This window comes from Niallia sp. FSL W8-1348 (assembly GCF_038006745.1).
GTDB classification, from domain to species: domain Bacteria; phylum Bacillota; class Bacilli; order Bacillales; family Cytobacillaceae; genus Niallia; species Niallia alba.
On the sequence record NZ_JBBOVV010000003.1, the window covers coordinates 89608 to 109760 of the forward strand.

Below are 20153 nucleotides of genomic sequence, written 5' to 3' on the forward strand. Positions count from 1 at the left end.
AATTTCCCTCCTATTTTTTAGATATGTAAAGCTTATTGACTTACTTTAACCATTGCAGGTCGAATCACTCTGTCTTTTAACTTATACCCTTTTTGAAACTCTTCTACCACGATATTAGATTCCGTTCCTTCTACTTCTTCTTGCATTACTGCTTGATGAAGATGTGGATCAAATTCATTTCCAACCGCTTCGATAGCTTCTACACCTTCTTTTTTAAGAGCTTCAAGGATTCCACGATAAACCATTTCCACACCTGTGTATAAACTTTGTGTTTGTTCATCAACAGCCTCAATTTTCAAAGCTCTTTCCAAATTATCTATGTTTGGTAATAAGTCCATTACAAGACTTTGTGCTCTATATGTTTGAGCCGTTTCCATATCAAGCCTTGCTCTGCGACGTGAATTATCAAAATCAGCTTGCAAGCGAAGATAGCGATTAGATTCTTCTTCTAATTTTGCTTCTAGTACAGCAATTTTTTCATTAGCTGCCTTTAATTCTTCAGCTGTGTTTTCCTCATTGGAAGGAGTTGCTTCTGCCTCTTCGAATACTTCTTCGACTGTTTCTTCTACTTGGATGTCTTCTTGTGCTGCTTGTTGTTCCATCTCTGCACTATTCGTTGTTTTTTCTTCTGCCAACTTGTTTCACCTCCCTTAAAGGAATCATTCCAATGAAAACCATACTGATTGATAGAAATTTATCAATCTTTTATGGTCTTTATATAAATCGATTTTCTACCCTTTTAAATATTCCACATAAGTTACTTTTGATACAAATTAGTAAGTACTTTTGTTAGGTCATTTGATAAAATATTTAATAAGCTTATAACCCTTGAATATTCCATTCTTGTTGGACCAAGAATAGCGATTGAACCAATTTGTTCATCCCCGATACTATAGGAAGCGGAGATAATACTGCAATTTTCCATTGCGGTGTTATTATTCTCTCTTCCAATTTTAATGCTAATATCAGATGAGTTATTGCGAATGAGCTCTGGAATCCCATCCTCTTTTTCAATCATATTCAATAAATTTCTTATTTTCGTAATATCATGAAATTCAGGTTGACTTAAAATATTTGTTTTCCCACCAAAAAATAATTTTTCATGGGTATCAATTTTCACTGTTTCTGAAAGTGAGTTGATAAAATACTCATAATTACTAATATGTTGTTTCAATAAGAAAGCTACTTCCTTATAAATCTTGTTATGAAGCTTGTCAATTGAAACTCCCATTAGCCGTTCATTCAAAATATTAACCAATTTCTCTATTTCCCCTGCATGGATAGAATCAGGTAAATGAAACATTCTGTTCTCTACATGGCCTGAATCTGTCACAATAATGGCGATTGCCGTATGGTTGTTCAAAGGGACAATTTGAATTTTCTTCAACTTGTTTTCCTTAACGGCAGGTCCAAGGACAATAGTAGTATAGTTTGTTAAATCAGACAATATTTTAGCAGATTTTTGCACAATATTTTCTAATTCATAAATTTTTTCTGCAAATAATGAGTTAATCCTCATAATATCTGAACGCTTTAATTTCTGTGGTGATAATAGATGATCAACATAAAAACGATATCCCTTTTCTGAGGGTACACGCCCTGAAGAAGAGTGCGTTTTTTCTATAAATCCAGACTCCTCTAAATCAGCCATTTCATTACGGATGGTAGCGGAGCTAAACGTGATGTTTTCTTTCTTCGATAAGCTCCTTGAGCCTACGGGTTGTGCTGTTGAAATAAAATCATCAATAATCACTTGTAATATTAATAATTGACGATCAGTTAACACATTAATCACCTCTGTTAGCACTCTTTATTAACGAGTGCTAAATCTATATATAAAGTAGCAAAAACAAAGGGTCTGTGTCAATAATTTGGTCCTTTTTTCTGCAAGAAATTTTTACCTTCTAGTCAACCTAGACATTGAATTGCTTTTTATCTCTTTACTAGTTACTAAAAATACACTCCGTTCAAGTAAGAAGAATGTTAAACACTTCGTTATCTACCTTTATGCAGCCCACTCTGTATTTCTTCTTTTACAACCAACACATTTTTAAAACCCAAAAATAAGTTAGGTTTCTTTTCTAAAGGCTGTTTTAGTAAAGTTTGTTGCGATTACCCGCAGCCGGAATACACTTCGCTTTCCGTGGGGCTAAGCTTAAGCCTCCTCAGCTTCGCCTCCGGGGTCTCAGACTGTCTCGCTAATCCCACAGGAGTCTACGTATATTCCGGCTGCTCCATTTTTCCAACTAATTCTTTTTTCCTATTGAAAAAACAACAATCCTTTAGAAAACAGCCTTTCTAAATAAAGAGACTTCATTACTTAAGCACTCCAATAAAGGATTGAAAAACTTCATTCCCCAAAAATCTGCCCTTATCGGTTAATCTCAAATATCCATCCTCGATTTCAATAAGCTCTCGACTAATTATCCCCTTTATTTCTTTATCAAAAAGCTGTAATAGATTTTGATTATATTTTTCTTCAAAAGATAGTAAACTTACCCCTTTGTTTTTTCTTAATCCCAGGAATAATTCTTCTTCCATTTGTTCTACGACTGTTACTTCGTGTTCGTGCATAAGTGGAAACTCGCCTTGTTCTAATGGCTGCATATATTTTTTTAATGGCCCATAATTAGAGTATCGGTTCTTACCTACATAACCGTGTGAGCCTGCTCCAAACCCAAAATACTCTGTATTATTCCAGTATGTGAGATTATGACGACTTTCAAAACCAGGTTTCGCAAAATTACTAATCTCATATTGTTGAAAACCGTGATTTGCCATCTCCTCCATTAATACGCCATACATGCTTGCTTCCACATCTTCACCAGGTGTAGGTAGTTTCCCCTTCCGCATCAAATTATAAAAAACAGTTTTTGGCTCTATAATCAGGGAGTATCCTGAATAGTGCTGGATATCTAGTGTAAATGCTGTCTTTAAGGTTTCTTGAAAATCTTCCAATGTTTGTCCAGGCAAACTATAAATTAAGTCTACACTTATATTATCAAACCCAATCTTTTTTGCAGATTCGATGGATGAAAACACCTCTTCAGCCTTATGAGTTCTACCAATCCTCTGTAATAGCTTGTTATTAAAAGATTGAACACCGAAACTTAAACGGTTGACGCCTCCCTCATAAAGAGCCTTTAATTTATCTTCTGTTAAATCCCCAGGATTTGCTTCAAAGGTATATTCTATTTCTGGATGAACTTTAAGTTCTCTATTAATAATTCCACAAAGTCGTTCCAATTGAGGTGCAGTTAAACTTGTTGGTGTTCCTCCCCCGACAAAAATCGTAGAAAGCTTTTGTTCCCCATATTTTTCAATGGTTAACTTCATTTCTTTCTCTAGAGAATCGAGGTATTCATCTACTGGCTGTCCTTTTAAAAACACTTTATTAAAATCACAATAGTGACAAATATGCTCACAAAATGGAATATGGATATATGCTGCTTGTATCAATTTTTCACAACCTTTTAATTAGTTAACTATGTGATGAAACAAGTTTTAAGATCAACTTGTTTCAATGAATAAATAAGAAAAGAGGTGATGCTTGTTGGCACCTACCTCCCTTACTTATAGCAGTCAATGATATGATTAGCAAGTTTCTTGCATCATTTTGATTGACTCCTTTTATGTCATTCTGCCTTTTTACTTTTTCGTATTATTATCATCCATACGCAATACTGCCATGAACGCCTCTTGCGGAACTTCAACAGATCCAACTTGCTTCATCCGTTTTTTTCCTTCTTTTTGCTTTTCTAGCAATTTACGCTTACGGGAAATATCCCCACCATAACATTTTGCCAATACGTTTTTACGCATTGCTTTAATGGTAGAACGAGCGACAATCTTTTGGCCAATTGCTGCTTGGATTGGCACCTCAAATTGCTGACGCGGAATCAGTTCCTTTAACTTCTCCACAATAACTTTTCCTCTTTCGTAAGCAAAATCCTTATGAACAATAAAGCTAAGCGCATCTACTTGTTCTGAATTCAGTAAAATATCCATCTTCACTAAAGTCGATGTTTTATATCCAATGAGTTCATAATCAAATGAAGCATATCCTCTCGTGTTTGATTTCAATTGGTCAAAGAAATCATAAACAATTTCGGATAATGGAATTTCATACATAATCTTGACGCGAGTCTCATCCATATATTGCATATCGATGAATACGCCTCTTTTTTGTTGACATAATTCCATAATGGCACCAACATATTCATTTGGAGCCATCATCGTTGCCTTCACGTATGGTTCTTCAATTCGTTCGATTTTTTGAGGATCTGGCATCGCTGATGGATTATCTACCTTGATTTCTGTTCCATCTGTCAAAATAACATCATAGATAACACTTGGAGCAGTTGTAATTAAGTCAATTTTGAATTCACGCTCAATTCGCTCTTGAATAATCTCCATATGAAGTAGGCCCAAGAAACCACAACGAAAGCCAAATCCTAATGCTTGTGATGTTTCCGGTTCAAATTGCAATGCTGAATCATTCAGCTCTAATTTTTCCAATGCTTCACGTAAATCATTAAATTTTGCACTGTCTATTGGATATAAACCACAATAAACCATTGGATTAAGCTTTCTATATCCTGGTAATGCTTTTGTTGCGCCATTCTTCGCGCTTGTAATCGTATCCCCTACTCGAGTATCACCAACATTTTTAATTGCAGCTGTTAAAAAACCTACATCTCCAACAGATAATTCATCGGTATTAACAGCTTTCGGTGTAAATACCCCTACTTCAATAACTTCAAATTCTTTACCTGTTGCCATCATTTTAATTTTGTCACCTGGTTTAACTGTTCCATCAACCACACGAATATAAGTGACTACACCCCGGTAAGCGTCATATAAACTATCAAAAATAAGTGCTTTTAACGGTGCCTCTGGATCTCCTTCTGGCGCAGGAACTTTTTCTACTACTTGTTCAAGTATATCTTCTATCCCAATACCAGCTTTTGCAGAAGCAAGCACAGCCTCTGAAGCATCTAATCCAATAACTTCCTCAATTTCGTTTCTAACTCTCTCAGGATCAGCACTTGGAAGGTCGATTTTATTAATAACAGGAACTATTTCCAAATCATTATCAATTGCTAAATAAACATTAGCTAATGTCTGTGCTTCAATTCCTTGTGCTGCGTCAACTACTAATACAGCTCCTTCACACGCAGCCAAACTACGTGATACTTCATATGTAAAATCCACGTGTCCTGGTGTGTCTATGAGATGAAGGGTATATATTTCTCCATCTTTTGCTTGATATTTTAATTGGACTGAGTTTAGTTTAATCGTAATTCCGCGTTCTCTTTCCAAATCCATTGAATCTAAAAGCTGATCTTTCATCTCACGTGCAGTGAGTGCATTTGTTTTTTCTAATATTCTATCAGCTAGGGTTGATTTCCCATGATCTATATGTGCAATAATAGAAAAATTTCTAATTTTTGATTGTCTTTTAAGCATCTCTTCTCTGTTCATTTAGTTCACTCCTACAATAATCGCGCATGTACACTATTTTTGATTATAGCAGTGTGAAGAATAAGATTCAACGAAAAGTAAAATGAATTACTAAACAGTTTTCTATTTTTCTTTTTCCTCTATTATATCTCCAACAAGACTAACTCCTTTTTCCGCTAAAGAAGATATCGTATCTGCTACCCCTTTACCAATACTGGACAGTAAGTTAAAAGCTTTTATTTCTTCTAATTGCTGTTTTTTTTGATCCAAATCATGGCTTGTGATATTTTGGCCAAGAACTGATGCCTCCATATTACCATCCTCATTTTTAATGGATACAGCACTTTGAAATCCTTGATCTTCATAGCCTTTCATTTTGTGTATTCCACTATTTGCTTGCTGCATTCCGAATAATACACATATAAACATTAACAAAACGATACCTACCGCGCCTAATGTATATAGTTTCAACTTGATCAATCCCCTTTATTTTAAGTATCAAGTTTGTAATTCCAAAAATCACCTTTCCTAGTAACTCTATTAAAAATGTATGAAGTTACTAGGAAAGGTAGAACCCTTTTCTTTTATTTAGTGTGTATTGTAACCAACATTGTCTTGATTAATGGCTGAATGAAGGGCAGCATTTAATCCATTTGCAAGTAGGTTTGCCATGTCTTCAATAAAAACATCCACTTCTTTCGGTGTTACCATTAAATTATGACCAATTGGGGATAGCACTTCATAAATTAACTTTCGTTTTTCTTCCTCAGGCAAAGTACCGATAATGCCGAGAAATGTCTTACGATGCTGTTCCTCCGGTAAGTCTTCATCTGTCAATGTTCTTCTTTCACCAAAATTTAAGCCCGCAGGAGCCAGCGCTCTCGATGGTTTATTCCCTTCTCTGAGCTCTTTTCCAAAATGCTTTAATATATAATCAATTGTGTCACTTGTAATCGACACAGCATCAACAACAGTTGGAACACCAATCGCGATAACAGGTCTTCCGAGAGTTTCTTCACTAAGCTCTTTTCGTTTATTTCCGACTCCAGACCCAGGATGAATACCTGTATCAGAAACTTGAATAGTGGAATTCACACGATCAATAGAACGTGATGCAAGAGCATCAATAACAATCACAAAATCAGGATTTGTTTTTTCGACAACGCCTTTTATAATGTCACTCGTTTCTATTCCTGTTAAGCCCATCACACCTGGAGCTAGGCTTGATACCGGACGATAGCCCTCTTCTACACTTTCTGGCTGTAATTCATATAAATGTCTTGTCACTAGTATATTTTCACAAACCTGTGGCCCTAGCGCATCGGGAGTAACGTTCCAGTTTCCCAATCCCACTACTAGACAGGAAGCATCCTCTTTTATATTGCTCAGCTTTAAAAATTGCGAAAACTCTTTCGCAAATACTCGCTCTACTTTTTCCTGCAATTTTGTATCTTGCTGTCTTATTCCTAATACTTCGATTGTCAAATATTTCCCTCGTTTTTTTCCTATAATCTCCTCGCCCTTTTCTGTAACTTCCACATAGGACATTTTAATTCCATTTTCTTCTTTTTCCTTGATAATTACGCCATCAAGGTTTGATTGATCCTGTTCATTTTGAACAAGTCCTTGTTTATGTAAAGCTAAATCTTTTGCTTCAATTGCTAAGTCTGTACGGATAGAATACATGCTTAAATCTAGTTTTTCCTCCATCATTATCCCCTTCCAATCGATTTAATTATAAGAGTATTACTAGCATTGCCTTTCTCCCGAAAAAAATTCATATCGTGCAAATTGGTATGAGGTATTGCATTATTAGTCCTCGTTTGATAAAATATCTCTTGTTCTTTAAGTTTTTTAGGAATGTATATATCGAGTTTAAATAATGAACTTGATGCTTCTTTTTAGGAGGTGAACGTAAATGCCAAATATTAAATCTGCTATTAAACGTGTGAAAACTAGTGAAGCTCGTAACGCTCAAAACACTACAGTTAAATCTGCAATGCGTACTGCTGTTAAAAAGACTGAAGCTGCTATTGCTCTTAATGATACAACTGCTGCAAATGAAAGTTTTGTAGAAGCTGCTAGTAAGTTAGACAAAGCTGCTGCAAAAGGTCTTATTCATAAAAATGCTGCTGCTCGTAAAAAATCTCGTTTAGCTAAAAGAAAAAATGCTTTAAACGCATAATGAGTAAAAAAAGACTATCGAAACGATAGTCTTTTTTTATGCCTTTTATTTTATCCCCTTGTAAAATTTCACTATAAAGTCTAAAAATCCCAATCTTCTACAACCCATGTCCTAACTGAAACAATATCATTTCTATCACCATATTTTTTGGCATAGTACCTGTTTTCAGCTGAAAATCACCTTCTGCAAATAGGCGGATACATTTAGTTAATTCCTCTTCTGTAAAGCGCTGAGCTTGTCCTGCTGCTAATTTGACTCGAAATGGATGAACCTTTAACACAGAAGCAATTTGCTGCTGCCCGTAACCTTTCTGTGATAGGCCTTTCACTTGATAGATTAAGCGGAATTGATTTGCTATGATTGAAAGAATCTTTAATGGTTCTTCATTTTGCTTTAATAAATCATAATAAATGCGCAATGCTTCATCAATTTTTTTAGAGATTACCTTATCGACAAGCGTAAAAATATTTTGCTCGAGCGATTTCGCCACTAATTCTTCCACAATGTCTTTCGTAATTAGTTTTGAATCCTGCACATATAAGGCCATTTTATCTATTTCTGTTGTTAAAAGGGATAAATTTGTTCCAGCAAGACTGAGAATAGTATCTAAACCGTCTTCATTTATCTCTACATGATTATATGCCGCCCGTTGTCTTAACCATTTTTTCAGTTCTTGTTCATTTAATTTTTTCGCTTCTAAAACAGAGGAAATCGTTTTTAACTGCTTCGTTATTTTTTTTCTTTCATCTAATTTTTCATAATTAGCTACAAAAATCATAGTAGTGAACGGGGAAGGTTCTTTCAAGTATTCTTCCAGTTTCTTTACATTATGTTCTACCTTTGACTTAGATTTCTCAGCTGTTAAGAAAAAAGGGTTATTTAATACAATTACTTTTCTTTCCCCAAAAAAAGGAATTGTCTCTGCATCCTCTATTGCTAATTCTATCGGAGTTTCCTCCAAATCATATGTAGATAAATTAAAATCCTCGTCCTCTTCGTTTAATAAAGATTGCAATAATAAATATTTCGTTTCATTTATTAGAAAAGTCTCGAGTCCATATAATAAATAGACAAAAGAAAAATCTTTATTTTTTATTTTTTTCCATAATTCTTCGATCATTTCTTCTCCCCATTCCTAAAACATTTTTCCTTTGTGATTTAGTTCATCACTAAACAATTATTATATACGAAATTCCTTTGAATTGTCCTTTTTTTATCAAAAATCAGCTTATGTAAATACAGAAAGAAGGTCCTCTTTCTACCATTTCTCTTGTTAAAGAATTCTTCCATAAAGCTTGTGTTATCGCTTTAGCAAGATTTACTAGTAGCAAGAAATGATAAGTTAAGGAACCTTCCTTCGATCTATAATGAACGTTACACACTAAGGCCTAGGATACTTAATATGTAACGGTACACTTTTGTATTACTAGTGTGCTCGAATGGCTTTAAATCTATTTGTGTCAAGTCCTGACAGCAAAGGAAATCTGTGCGAATCATGTCAATATAGATAAGTATTTTTTAGTCCAATTGGATAGGTATTTAGATGACATTTTCCCATTATTTATCGCCATTTTATCGCCATTCACTTATGTTATATTCTATGGAATTTGCAAATGAAATGTGCCACCTTTTTCGGAAAAATAAAAAGAAATCCCCCCATTTTCATCTGTTCTAAATACTTTTACTTTATTCTCATTTAAAGTAGAAAGCACTTCCTTACTAGGATGATGATATCTATTATTTTCACCTACAGAAATCACAGCAATTTTCGGCTTAAGCCGCTCAATAAATTCGCTACTAGAAGACGTTTCGCTGCCATGATGTCCTACCTTTAAAACGTCTACATCTTTTAAATTCGGATAATTATTCAGAACCTCTTGTTCCCCTTCTTTCTCTAAATCACCTGTAAATAGCCATGTAATATCAGCGATATTCGCATAAATTACAATCGAACCATTATTCTTCGTTAGTTCCTTTTTTTGTAAAGGGGCCAATACAGAAAAGAAATCTTCCCCCGCGTTCCATTTATGACCAGCTTGAATAAGACGAATAGGGATTTGCTTCTTCTGTGCAAAATTTAATACCTTTTCTTCCTCCATAGTACGTTCTTCTGTTACATTTGGATACATGATTTCTTTTACCTTTAATTGTTCGATAATCGCTGTGGCACCCCCAATGTGATCTAAATCGCCATGTGTTAAGATCAATTTATCAATCGTATGAATTCCTTTACTTTTTAAAAAAGGAACAACTGTCTTTGCACCAACTTCAAAGGGCTCTTTTCTCTTTTGCCAGTCCTCCTGAGGAAATGTAACCGTTCCACCTGTGTCAATTAAGTATGTTCCCTTATTATTTGCCAACTGAATAAGAATGCTATCCCCTTGCCCAACATCAATAAAAGTGATTTCCCCTTTAGCGGGATAGATATTGTTAATGAATTGAAGACTAATGAGCAAGAGTGGAAGACAATATAACCATTTCCTTGAGTTCTTCGAAATATTTTCGTATAAATAAAAGAACATTGGCAGACTGACACTATAGACACAAACAAAAAAGAAGGATGGTCTTCCCAAAATGATCGTGCTAAAAGGATAACTCGCTAATTTCAACACCAGCCTATCAGAAAGCATTATCAGAAGATCTAAAGGGAATGAAAAGACGGAAAACAATTGCGGAAACAAAAAGGAAACAACAAAGAGAATCAGTAAATAAGGCAAAACAATAGTCGTATAAAAAGGGATGAAAATAAGATTTGCTAGTAATGATAATGTAGGAATTTCATAAAAGTAGTATAAAATAATAGGAAGTACAGCATATTCGGAGATAAACGTAATAAAGAAATACATTTTAATGGTTGAGGTATGATACTCCTTAATAAGTGAGGAAGAGAGAATGAGAAAAAAACATACGATAAACGATAATAAAAATCCAATACTAAACAGCATTCGCGGCTGAATCAATAAACAAAAACAAAAAACGATACTAATTATATCAATCATCGGAAATCTAGAGGGGAGACGAAATTTATTTATGGCTAAGAGAATGAAAGAAGTGGAGACAGCTCTTACAACCGATGGGCTTAATCCTGTTAAAACAGCATAAATCGGCAAAAGTAGTAATAAAATAGTGCTAGTCCATTCTTTCGTTAATCCAAAACGAATCAGTAAAAAATAAAGTATACCTACTAAAACGACAACATGTGAACCAGATATAGCTAATAGATGAATAATCCCTAGGCGTTGAAATGCATTTTGAAGATTTTCGTCCATCATGCTACGTTCTCCAAAAATTAGCGCTTCTGCGATTGGAATAGTTGTATCAGTAAAATGCTCTGCAATCCAAACGGTTCCTTTTTCTCTTAGTTGCTTTAATAATAAAATACCATTTCTTTCTGTGACACAACTTGTTAGATCCAATTCTTCAATTGATAATAGCCAATAAATCGAATTGTTTTCAAGGTACTGTTTATAGTTAAAGCCATTTTCATTTCTCTTGGAAGAGGGAAGAGACAATGAGCCTTTAATCTGGCAAGTCTTCCCTATCACCTGCTCGGCTTCTAGCAAAATTTTTTCTTCTTCTGTTTCCATTTTGTAGAAAAGCAGCAATTTTTCTTCAGTTTGTTTTTCCTTTCCTACTACTCTCCATCTATCACCGTCTATGTCTGCTGGCTCTAAGAAGGTGATTAAAAAAGATGAAGCATCCTCCTTCATTTTCGAGCCGCTCCACTGATAGCTATAACTTCCCCGAACAAGGAATAAAAGAAAAATACAAAGCAGAAAAACACCTGATTTTACTGCTGCTTTTTTTACTAGAAACAACCAGCCTACGAATAGGAAATAGATTAAATAGACTATTATATGTTGTGTTAATGAACATAATAAGCCAAATAGGGCTGACACCGCGAAATACAATAATCTTGATTGAATCATACATCGCTCCTCACGAGACCGCTGTAGACCGAGAATGGAGAAATCAGATTAAATAGACGTCTTTGCTGTAGGTATTATGGAGAATAATTCTTCTGCTCTTTTTTCCAAAACCTCTACCTCTACAGTATCTGCATTATTTTCTTTTAATTGTTTTACAAGGGATTCTACAAACGCCTTTTTCTCTTCTATTTTCTCAAGCTCTTTTCTTTCCACTTGCACTGTTGCGATATTTGCCTGTTCAAAAAGCTCAAGAGCGTAGGGGTGATTTTTATAATCCATCTCATAATAAACCGTTTTTATACCTGCTTGTACAATCGCTTTACAGCATTGAAGACAAGGAAAATGTGTTACATAGATATCTGCTCCGTCAGTCGGAACACCAAATTTAGCGCATTGTAAAATAGCATTCATTTCCGCATGAATGGTTCGAACACAATGGTTATCAATTACATAGCAGCCTTCATCAATACAATGAACACCACCGGCTATACTACCATTATATCCTCCAGCGATTATCCGCTTGTCTCGGACAATAGTTGCCCCTACTGCCAATCTTGTACATGTGCTTCTTAAAGCCAACAATTCGCTTTGAGCCATAAAATACTCATTCCATGAGATTCTTTCCAATTATATTCACTCCCATAAGTTAACAAAATTAATAAAGAAACTTCCATCAATAAGAGTTTTCCCTCGCCCCTACGGATGGTTAGTTGCACTTATCGGACCTCTACGGGCAGTTAGCCCCCACCTCACTTCCTTGATTTTCCGCGGATTGGGTCTTACTTCCTGTTAAGAGTGGGATAAATACAATAATTCAATTCTTCATTAAGTTTATCGGGAAGTATGTTTTCAGTCAATTACAAAAAAGATGTAAGATTACTTTTACCCTATATCCTTTTCTGTTGACCATTTAAAATTGGAAAGAAATTTAATTTATCGTAAGAAAGGGTTCTAATTTTTCATATGTTTTCTCTCCAATTCCACTTATTTTTTTTAAATCCTCCTTTGTAGAAAATCCTCCATTTTGTTCACGGTATTCGATAATGGCTGCCGCTTTAGACGGACCCACTCCTGGTAATTGAAGCAATTCCGTTTCGCTCGCTTTATTAATATTTACTAGGCCTTCATTCGCAGAGAGACTTGCTTGGTCATTAACTACTTCTCCCTCTTCTCCTATATAAGGTACATAAATAATCATCTCATCCGACACTTTCATTGCAAGGTTCACTGCATTTTTTTCACCGTTATTCAAAATCCCTCCTGCCTTTTGAATAATGTCATTCACGCGATCTCCCTCATTCGCCTCATAAACGCCTGGATTTTTGACTGCTCCTTTTACATCTACGAGTATAAACGTAACTTGTGGTTCTTCCTCAGCTAACTCGCTCTCTGTTATTTCCTCCCCCCTTTCAGTTAATAAGTCATCTTGTGGGAAGTATTCTTCTTCATTCTTTGGCATAAGGATAGGATAAAAACGATACAGCAAAAGTAGGGATATCCCACCTAAAACAAATAGAATGAATTTTTTATTTTTTCGAAGCCAGTCCATGATAACTAATCATCCTTTCAGGTATATTTTGTATTGTTGCTTCATATCGTTATATGAGAAACCGCTCATTATAGGGGGGGAAGAAAAAGTGAAAATTGGAATGATTGGTACTGGAAATATGGGGAAAATCTTAGTAGAAGCGATGATTGATGGAAATGCTATTTCCCCCGAAGACTTATTTATCTTTAATCGAACAATTAACAAAGCATTAGAAATTAAGGAAGATTATCCAAACATAAATGTATGCTATAGCGATATCGAAATAGCTAAACAAACAGATCTTACCTTTTTATGTGTAAAACCACATGATATGTATGAAGTTGCCAAGAACATATCTCCATATTTAACAAAGGATAAATGTGTTGTATCTATTACTAGTCCAATAAGCCCTGACCAACTAGATTCTTTCTTTAGCTGCTCTGTTGCACGGATTATTCCAAGCATCACAAATAGAGCATTAGCAGGGGTCTCTTTATTTTCTTATGGAAGCAATTGTACGGATGCGTGGAAAAAACAATTAGAGAGTTTCTATGAAAATTTTTCGACTCCATTAGAAATTGAAGATAATATTACGAGAGTTGCCTCTGATATTGTCAGCTGTGGACCAGCATTTTTTAGTTATCTTACTCGCAGATTTATAGAAGGGGCAGTCGACGAGACGGAAATTGATTCAGAAACCGCAACAAAATTAGCTAGTGAAATGCTTATTGGGTTAGGAGAATTGTTAAAAAAAGGTTATTATACATTACCTACTTTACAGGAGAAGGTGTGTGTAAAAGGCGGAATAACGGGTGAAGGAATAAACGTACTGGAGAGTCAGTTAGGAGATACTTTTAATCAATTATTTCAGGCAACACAGGCTAAGTATGAAGATGATCAGCGATCCCTTAGAAATCTTGTTTCAGGACAAAAATAGCTGATGCTAATAATACTTTCTATTATACCTATTCGAATTCCTTCTTTCCTTTCAAATTATTATCAAGTAAATTTGAAAATAGTCGAGAACATAAAAAAGGGAGATGGTCCATCTGCGGAGCACTTCCCTTTTTTATTATAATAACGATTTTAGAATGGCCTATTGCACTAAATCTAAAATTTTTTATTTAATCATTTCTTTTTTCTTACAGTAAAAGAAAATCCGTTCTGCGAGATCCTCTATCCCTTCGGAAAAATCTGCTTCGACTTTCACCACACTAAATCCAGTTAAATCTAGCCATTCGCTATATTGTTCAACGGAATAGGTTCGTTGAAAATGGAGTTCATCATAACGATGATACATACCTGATTCTTCGTCCAATTCAAAAAAGCTTAAATCATGCTCTACGCTATTAGGATTTTCTCCTTCATAACATTGCCAAATGAGGCTCAAATCCTCGTCATTGACAGCGTATGTTTGATTAATAAATAGTTGGTTCATTTTATACAAAGAATGTACATCAAATATAAAAAGGCCGTTTTCATCTAAATGCTCATAAACACCCTTAAAAGTATTGATAACATCTTCTTCTGTTCTTAAATAATTAATAGAGTCGCAGCATATGCAAACTAGATCGAAAACAGGTAAGCCTTCTAAGCGAGACATATCCTGCTCCAAGTAAAAAACTCCTTCACCTGCTTCGATCGTTTTTGCTTGTGCTACACTTAGCATATCCTCTGATAAATCAACCCCAGTCACACGGAACCCAGCTTGTGAAAACCGAATTGACAACTCACCAGTTCCACAAGCTAAATCCAAAAGGTTTGCTCCATTCACTTTATAATCGCTTACCGCCTTCTTTACAAGCTCTACCCACTTATCATACGGCACATCATTCATTAAACGATCATAAAGATAGGCAAACTGCTGATAACTCATTGACTAATCACACTTTCAATGTTCTCAACTGGCGCATCTCCCCAAAGACGTTCTAAATTGTAATAAGTTCTTTCATCGCGATGGAAAACATGAACAATAATATCGCCTAAATCAACTAAAATCCATTTTGCTTCATTAAAGCCTTCAAATCTTTTTACGGAAATTCCAAGTTCCCCAGATTTATCCTTGATTTCATTTGCAATAGCTTGTACTTGTTTGTCAGAATTACCGTGGCAAATCACGAAATAATCTGCTACAAGCGATATACCTTTCATATTAAGCGCGACAATATTTTCTGCTCTTTTTGCATCAGCTGCTTTTACAGCAGTCCATAATAAAGTACGTTCATCCATTCAATCAACCTCCGTATTTATACAATAACTATTATATGTTTCAAAACTTAAAGGAAATACTGCCCGATTATTTCGGATTAGAAAAATAATGGTATTTTTTACAGCTTGTAAAAAAGCACGTTCAAAATCTATTTCTGCTAATTCCCTTACCTCATCGACACCAGGAAAAGCTCTTCCTGGTTCAATATAGTCTGCTAAATAAACTATTTTTTCTAGCATACTCATTTCTGGTCTTCCAGATGTATGATATCGAATAGCATCCAGTATTTCCTTATCTTTTATTCCAACTTCTTTTTCTACTAGAAAAGCACCTACTGGAGCATGCCAAAGTTCAGAATGAAATAATAAAAGATTTGGATCCATATTTTGCTCTACAATAATCTTTTTCATTTCATCCTTCTGACGGAATTTTGCATAATCATGAAATATTGCTGCCGTTTCCGCCTTTTCAGCATCTCCACCATATTTAATCGCTAGTTTAATGGCAGTTTCCATTACACCAATTGTGTGAATATAACGCTTTTCGGTAATCTGTTCTTTCACTATTTGTAAGGCTTCTTCACGATTCATATAGTCGGTTCTCCTCAATATATCGCTTTACTTCATCTCTTACTAAAAACGAAATCGTTTCCCCGTCCTTGACTCTTTCACGAATTAAACTAGAAGAAATATTAATATCAGGAACCTTTACATACTGAACAGGGTAATCTGTTTCCAATTGATATTTAGGACGGTTTACACTAATGAATTTTACTATTTGCATAAGTTTTTCAATTTTATACCATTCAGGCAAATATTCTACCATATCGGCTCCAATTATAAAATAAAAGTCAATATCCGGGTGAGCCTCATTTAAAAGCGTCATCGTATCATACGTATATGATTTACCTTCTCTGTCTAACTCCAGCGTTTCGATTCGAAAGGCAGAATGAACCTCTATGGATAATTGTAACATTTCCACTCGCTGAATATTCGTTACATCCCCTGATTTTATTTTATGTGGGGGTTCTTGATTTGGCATAAACCAAATCTCATCTAAATTTTGGGCATGCAGCACTTCATTTGCTATGATTAGATGGCCTATATGAGGAGGATCGAATGTTCCTCCTAATATCCCTACTTTTTTCACAAAAAATCGCCTCTTCTACCAATTTAAGATGGTAAATTTATCGTTTTGTTTTCTTTAGACTCTTTATATAAAACGATTGTATTTCCAATAATTTGAACTAGTTCACTCTTCGTTCCATTTACTAATTCACTTGCAACCGTATCTTTATCTTCATCACAATTTTGCAAAATGCTTATTTTTAATAATTCTCTTACTTCTAAAGCTTCACTAATTTGCTTAATCATATTGTCATTAACGCCACCTTTTCCCACTTGAAAAATAGGACTTAAATGGTGTGCCTTTGCTCGTAAAAATCTTTTTTGCTTACCTCTTAACATGTTTATCCTCCTAGTTGTGTTAAAACACTGTATCTCATTCTGTCTGTATCTGGAAAAAAACCTTGCCATCTCTCAAATGCTAAAGCTCCTTGGTATACAAACATATCAATGCCATTTTGAGTTTTTGCCCCTCTGGCTTTCGCTTCACTTAATATTTTTGTTTCCAATGGATTATAGATAATGTCACTTACAAATGCTTCCCTCTTCAAATTAGTCATTTTAATGGGCGAAGCACCTATTTTCGGAGACATTCCAATAGAAGTGGTTTGTATAATAAGTTCATATTCGCCAAGCATTTTTTCCGCTAAGGCAACTTCCATTATATTGGTTTTTACCGGAAAAGGACATGCCTCTTTTAAGGCAACTGCTTTTACTAGTGTACGATTACAAATATCTATTTGTTGTACCCCATAGTGAGCCAATGTAAAATAAATGCCTCTTGCAGCACCGCCACTCCCAACAATCAATGTTCTTCTCTGTTTCAAATCAGGTAGTTGTTCTAAAAGCCCTTTTAGATATCCTTCTCCATCCGTATTATACCCCATCCACTTTCCATTTTCACAAACTACCGTATTAACAGCACCAATTGCTTCACTCAGTGGGTCTAGCTCATCCAAATAGGGAATGATTGCTTGCTTATACGGTACAGTAACATTGAAGCCATCTATATTCATGTCCCTTAAACTTTGCAATCCCACTTCAAGCATTTCCGTTTTTATATGCACTTTTTTCATTTCAGCATCCAATCCATAAAATTGAAAAAGATCATTGTGCATGACCGGTGACATGGAATGTTGAATTGGATCGCCAATTACTGCATAGTTCTTCATTTAAGCAGCTCTCTCCCTTTCCCCTTTTATAAAAAACTTTGCTGCTCACTTATATCAGTGATTTACGCAGCATAGCGTGAACTCCCTTTGGTACATAAACCGATACTTGTATATTCGGTTCATTAACCGTTATCCACCCCAGTCCTGAAAAAACAATATCCGTCTTTGGCTCTTTTATAGAAAAGTCATGTCTAACTAGCTCTGGGAAATCATCCAAATGGTCTCTATTTGGCGGCGTTAATAGCTCTCCTGCATGCTTTTTATATAATTCATCTGCATTTTCCAATTTCGTACGATGTATCGTTATCTCATTAGAAAAATAGCATACAAAACTACTGCGTTCTCCTTTTACAAAATCAAACCTAGCTAGTCCACCAAAGAATAGTGTCTGTTTATCATTTAATTGAAAAATTCTCGATTTAATTTCTTTCTTCGGAGTAATAACTTTTAAATCTTTTTTATCTACAAAATGAGCCATTTGGTGATGATTAATAATTCCTGGTGTATCCACTAAATACTTACTGTCGGATAATGGTATTTCAATAATATCTAATGTCGTACCAGGAAAATGGGAAGTAGTAATCACGTTTTCTTCCCCAGAAACCTCTTTAAGGATTCGATTAATAAATGTCGATTTCCCTACATTCGTACAACCAACTACATACACATTTTTTCCATGACGATGATATTCAATGGCTTCTAATACTTCTTTGATGTTCTTGCCTCTTTCCGCACTAACAAGATAGACATCTTCCGGTCTTAGCCCTAAATCCTTCGCTTCTTTTTTCATCCAATTAATAACTTTTTGCTGTTTCACCGATTTTGGTAAAAGATCGACTTTGTTTCCAATTAGTAAAACTTTATTTTTTCCTGTAAAACGGTGGAGACCAGGGAGCCAGCTGCCGTTAAAATCAAAAATATCGACTATTTTTACAATTAGACTATCACTTTTTCCAATCTCATTTAAAATCTTTAAAAAATCATCGTCTGTTAAAGAAACATCCTGTACTTCATTATAATGCTTTAAACGGAAACATCTTTGACAAATTACTTCTTCCTTTTCTAGAGAAGAAGGAGGTGCATACCCTAATTCATCCTTATTTTCCGTTTGAATGGCAACTCCACAGCCTATACAATGTATTCTTTCTGTCACGTATTAATCCTCCCAAGTCAATTTTCCGTTTCTACGAAACCAATTTAAAATTCTTCTTTCAATTTTCCGATTGATCCTTGTCATAAACCCATCTGTTTGAGCAACAGGAACTACTAAAATGGTGTGAAATCCACTTCTGTTTCCACCAAGAACATCTGTTAATAATTGATCACCTATAACAACTGTTTCTTCTTTTTTAATATTCATTTGCATGATAGCTTTTTTGAAAGCTCGGCCAAGTGGTTTCCGGGCAGCAAAGATAAAAGGAATTTGCAATGGATCAGAAAAAGACTTAACCCTTGTTTCTTTATTATTGGAAACAATTGTTACTTTAATGTCATTTCTCTGCATTTCTGCAAACCATTCAATAATTTGCGGCGTCGCAAGCGGGCGATCCCATTCTACTAACGTATTATCTAAATCCGTGATAATCCCCTTAATCCCTTTTTCTTTTAAACTTTCTGGTGAAATCTCAAATATATTTTTAACAAATTGATTTGGCAAAAATTGATTGAACACTTAAAAAACACCTCTTAACTCTCTCATTTCTATTGTTTAACCAGAATGTCCTACTATTATTATGGTAACCATTTTTTTCGATAGAAGAAAGTAATATTATACCGTTTTTCCGCTTAAAGAAGATACCATATCCATTCTTTTTTTAATAAAAATAAAATAATTTTCGACAAAATACGCATTTTTCAACATTTGTGGATAACATTATACACATAATACCCATTGATTTATATGCAATCCACATACTTCTCAACAAAATAATCACAGGTTATCCACTAACTATTGTGGATAAACGAACAGTTGTTCTCTATGTTTATTTTTGTTAAAGTAAGGATACATTATAATATCCAAAAAACTTCCAAGATTAACACGCAGAAAAAGGAACTAAATCAAAAAGTGCTTCCTCCATGAATAATCATGTTGGACAAGCAAGTTTCTCAAAAAATAATGTCGAAATTGTACATCTAGTATGTATACTACGCACTTTTTTAAAAGTTATTTCATCATGAAAGCACAAAAACCTTTTTCAGCATTGAAGATAATTACATTTATATATGTTTTTTAGAAAATGTTCTTACTATATTCGAATGGAGGTGTTTCTGGCATGCGGAAACTGTCAGATGAATTATTGATCGAGTCATACCATAAAGCTCGGGAACTAAACTTAAGCCCTGAATTTATTCGTCTCATCGAAACAGAGATTCACCGACGTTCTCTAAGCAACAAGATAAAAGTCTCCTCTTAAATGAAAGAATAATATGAGCCATCTATACATTTGAAAACAGCCTTAATTGCAGGCTGTTTTTGTTTTTAACGATATTTGATTGTCTCTTCCTTGTACATAATAAATTCACTTTCAAAACAAGGCAAGCCT

21 protein-coding genes are annotated in these 20153 nt (G+C 34.7%); 3 read left to right on the top strand and 18 right to left on the bottom strand.

Translation table 11 applies throughout. The annotated features are described in order from the left end of the window. Positions 1-32: 32 nt before the first annotated feature. From grpE to gpr, 6 genes are all read right to left on the bottom strand, one after another. Positions 33-635, bottom strand: coding sequence for a nucleotide exchange factor GrpE (gene grpE, locus NST60_RS23225; protein WP_016202958.1), 603 nt, complete (start codon positions 633-635; stop codon positions 33-35). 122 nt (positions 636-757) lie between these two features. Further along, on the bottom strand, positions 758-1786 hold the full coding sequence (gene hrcA / locus NST60_RS23230) for a heat-inducible transcriptional repressor HrcA (protein ID WP_016202957.1): 1029 nt from the start codon (positions 1784-1786) through the stop codon (positions 758-760). A gap of 530 nt (positions 1787-2316) precedes the next feature. Beyond that, entirely contained in the window at positions 2317-3459 is a 1143-nt protein-coding gene (gene hemW / locus NST60_RS23235) for a radical SAM family heme chaperone HemW (protein WP_341100433.1), read from the bottom strand. 189 nt (positions 3460-3648) lie between these two features. Further along, positions 3649-5484 (bottom strand): translation elongation factor 4, encoded by a 1836-nt coding sequence (lepA, locus tag NST60_RS23240; RefSeq protein ID WP_016202955.1) that lies wholly within the window; start codon positions 5482-5484, stop codon positions 3649-3651. A gap of 102 nt (positions 5485-5586) precedes the next feature. Next, positions 5587-5934 carry a YqxA family protein gene (locus NST60_RS23245; RefSeq protein WP_101730806.1) on the bottom strand — a complete coding sequence of 116 codons (348 nt, stop codon included), beginning with the start codon at positions 5932-5934 and terminating at the stop codon, positions 5587-5589. 117 nt (positions 5935-6051) lie between these two features. Then, the gene (gpr, locus tag NST60_RS23250) at positions 6052-7173 is read right to left on the bottom strand and encodes a GPR endopeptidase (protein ID WP_101730805.1); all 1122 of its coding nucleotides are present in this window, start codon (positions 7171-7173) and stop codon (positions 6052-6054) included. Between the two features lie 208 nt (positions 7174-7381). Here gpr and rpsT point away from each other — a divergent pair, with 208 nt between their 5' ends. Next, positions 7382-7648: a 30S ribosomal protein S20 gene (gene rpsT / locus NST60_RS23255; protein ID WP_016202952.1), complete on the top strand. Its 267-nt coding sequence runs from the start codon at positions 7382-7384 to the stop codon at positions 7646-7648. Between the two features lie 97 nt (positions 7649-7745). Here rpsT and holA read toward each other — a convergent pair whose 3' ends face one another. The 4 genes from holA to NST60_RS23275 all read right to left on the bottom strand — a co-directional run bounded on the left by holA (position 7746) and on the right by NST60_RS23275 (position 13126). Further along, positions 7746-8768, bottom strand: a complete 1023-nt coding sequence (holA, locus tag NST60_RS23260) for a DNA polymerase III subunit delta (RefSeq protein WP_101730804.1) — start codon at positions 8766-8768, stop codon at positions 7746-7748. Between the two features lie 478 nt (positions 8769-9246). After that, complete coding sequence (locus NST60_RS23265; RefSeq protein WP_224427397.1) at positions 9247-11577, bottom strand: DNA internalization-related competence protein ComEC/Rec2; 2331 nt, start codon at positions 11575-11577, stop codon at positions 9247-9249. 48 nt (positions 11578-11625) lie between these two features. Further along, positions 11626-12204, bottom strand: coding sequence for a ComE operon protein 2 (locus NST60_RS23270; RefSeq protein ID WP_016202948.1), 579 nt, complete (start codon positions 12202-12204; stop codon positions 11626-11628). Positions 12205-12505: 301 nt separating this feature from the next. Continuing rightward, complete coding sequence (locus NST60_RS23275) at positions 12506-13126, bottom strand: helix-hairpin-helix domain-containing protein (protein WP_016202947.1); 621 nt, start codon at positions 13124-13126, stop codon at positions 12506-12508. Between the two features lie 88 nt (positions 13127-13214). On the opposite strand from NST60_RS23275, the gene comER reads away from it, so the two are divergent. After that, positions 13215-14042 (top strand): late competence protein ComER, encoded by an 828-nt coding sequence (comER, locus tag NST60_RS23280; protein ID WP_169188859.1) that lies wholly within the window; start codon positions 13215-13217, stop codon positions 14040-14042. Between the two features lie 183 nt (positions 14043-14225). On the opposite strand, the gene NST60_RS23285 is transcribed toward comER, so the two are convergent. Genes NST60_RS23285 through NST60_RS23320 form a run of 8 tightly spaced genes read right to left on the bottom strand, consistent with a single transcriptional unit; the run spans position 14226 to position 19282 of the window. Next, positions 14226-14981 carry a class I SAM-dependent DNA methyltransferase gene (locus NST60_RS23285; protein ID WP_016202945.1) on the bottom strand — a complete coding sequence of 252 codons (756 nt, stop codon included), beginning with the start codon at positions 14979-14981 and terminating at the stop codon, positions 14226-14228. Beyond that, positions 14978-15334: a ribosome silencing factor gene (gene rsfS, locus NST60_RS23290; protein ID WP_016202944.1), complete on the bottom strand. Its 357-nt coding sequence runs from the start codon at positions 15332-15334 to the stop codon at positions 14978-14980. The genes NST60_RS23285 and rsfS overlap by 4 nt, the downstream gene beginning before the upstream one ends. Further along, on the bottom strand, positions 15335-15904 hold the full coding sequence (gene yqeK / locus NST60_RS23295) for a bis(5'-nucleosyl)-tetraphosphatase (symmetrical) YqeK (protein ID WP_016202943.1): 570 nt from the start codon (positions 15902-15904) through the stop codon (positions 15335-15337). Further along, entirely contained in the window at positions 15894-16463 is a 570-nt protein-coding gene (locus NST60_RS23300; protein WP_016202942.1) for a nicotinate-nucleotide adenylyltransferase, read from the bottom strand. Before NST60_RS23300 ends, yqeK begins: the two co-directional genes overlap by 11 nt. Positions 16464-16486: 23 nt before the next feature. Continuing rightward, entirely contained in the window at positions 16487-16780 is a 294-nt protein-coding gene (gene yhbY / locus NST60_RS23305; RefSeq protein WP_016202941.1) for a ribosome assembly RNA-binding protein YhbY, read from the bottom strand. A gap of 2 nt (positions 16781-16782) precedes the next feature. Beyond that, the gene (aroE, locus tag NST60_RS23310; RefSeq protein ID WP_169188860.1) at positions 16783-17610 is read right to left on the bottom strand and encodes a shikimate dehydrogenase; all 828 of its coding nucleotides are present in this window, start codon (positions 17608-17610) and stop codon (positions 16783-16785) included. A 49-nt stretch (positions 17611-17659) separates the two neighbouring features. Beyond that, a complete protein-coding gene (gene yqeH / locus NST60_RS23315; RefSeq protein ID WP_016202939.1) occupies positions 17660-18763 on the bottom strand; it encodes a ribosome biogenesis GTPase YqeH in 1104 nt (367 codons plus the stop codon). Positions 18764-18766: 3 nt separating this feature from the next. Continuing rightward, positions 18767-19282 (bottom strand): YqeG family HAD IIIA-type phosphatase, encoded by a 516-nt coding sequence (locus NST60_RS23320; protein WP_016202938.1) that lies wholly within the window; start codon positions 19280-19282, stop codon positions 18767-18769. A 601-nt stretch (positions 19283-19883) separates the two neighbouring features. Here NST60_RS23320 and NST60_RS23325 point away from each other — a divergent pair. Then, complete coding sequence (locus NST60_RS23325; protein WP_016202937.1) at positions 19884-20024, top strand: sporulation histidine kinase inhibitor Sda; 141 nt, start codon at positions 19884-19886, stop codon at positions 20022-20024. Positions 20025-20153 lie beyond the last annotated feature (129 nt).

What these genes read in the sequence shown, in the direction of transcription:
- lepA (WP_016202955.1), bottom strand. Translation starts at nt 5,484, where the DNA reads ATGAACAGAGAAGAGATGCTTAAAAGACAATCAAAAATTAGAAATTTT.
- gpr (WP_101730805.1), bottom strand. Translation starts at nt 7,173, where the DNA reads ATGGAGGAAAAACTAGATTTAAGCATGTATTCTATCCGTACAGACTTA.
- rpsT (WP_016202952.1), top strand. Translation starts at nt 7,382, where the DNA reads ATGCCAAATATTAAATCTGCTATTAAACGTGTGAAAACTAGTGAAGCT.
- holA (WP_101730804.1), bottom strand. Translation starts at nt 8,768, where the DNA reads ATGATCGAAGAATTATGGAAAAAAATAAAAAATAAAGATTTTTCTTTT.
- NST60_RS23265 (WP_224427397.1), bottom strand. Translation starts at nt 11,577, where the DNA reads ATGATTCAATCAAGATTATTGTATTTCGCGGTGTCAGCCCTATTTGGC.
- NST60_RS23275 (WP_016202947.1), bottom strand. Translation starts at nt 13,126, where the DNA reads ATGGACTGGCTTCGAAAAAATAAAAAATTCATTCTATTTGTTTTAGGT.
- NST60_RS23285 (WP_016202945.1), bottom strand. Translation starts at nt 14,981, where the DNA reads ATGAGTTATCAGCAGTTTGCCTATCTTTATGATCGTTTAATGAATGAT.
- rsfS (WP_016202944.1), bottom strand. Translation starts at nt 15,334, where the DNA reads ATGGATGAACGTACTTTATTATGGACTGCTGTAAAAGCAGCTGATGCA.
- yqeK (WP_016202943.1), bottom strand. Translation starts at nt 15,904, where the DNA reads ATGAATCGTGAAGAAGCCTTACAAATAGTGAAAGAACAGATTACCGAA.
- yhbY (WP_016202941.1), bottom strand. Translation starts at nt 16,780, where the DNA reads ATGTTAAGAGGTAAGCAAAAAAGATTTTTACGAGCAAAGGCACACCAT.
- aroE (WP_169188860.1), bottom strand. Translation starts at nt 17,610, where the DNA reads ATGAAGAACTATGCAGTAATTGGCGATCCAATTCAACATTCCATGTCA.
- NST60_RS23325 (WP_016202937.1), top strand. Translation starts at nt 19,884, where the DNA reads ATGCGGAAACTGTCAGATGAATTATTGATCGAGTCATACCATAAAGCT.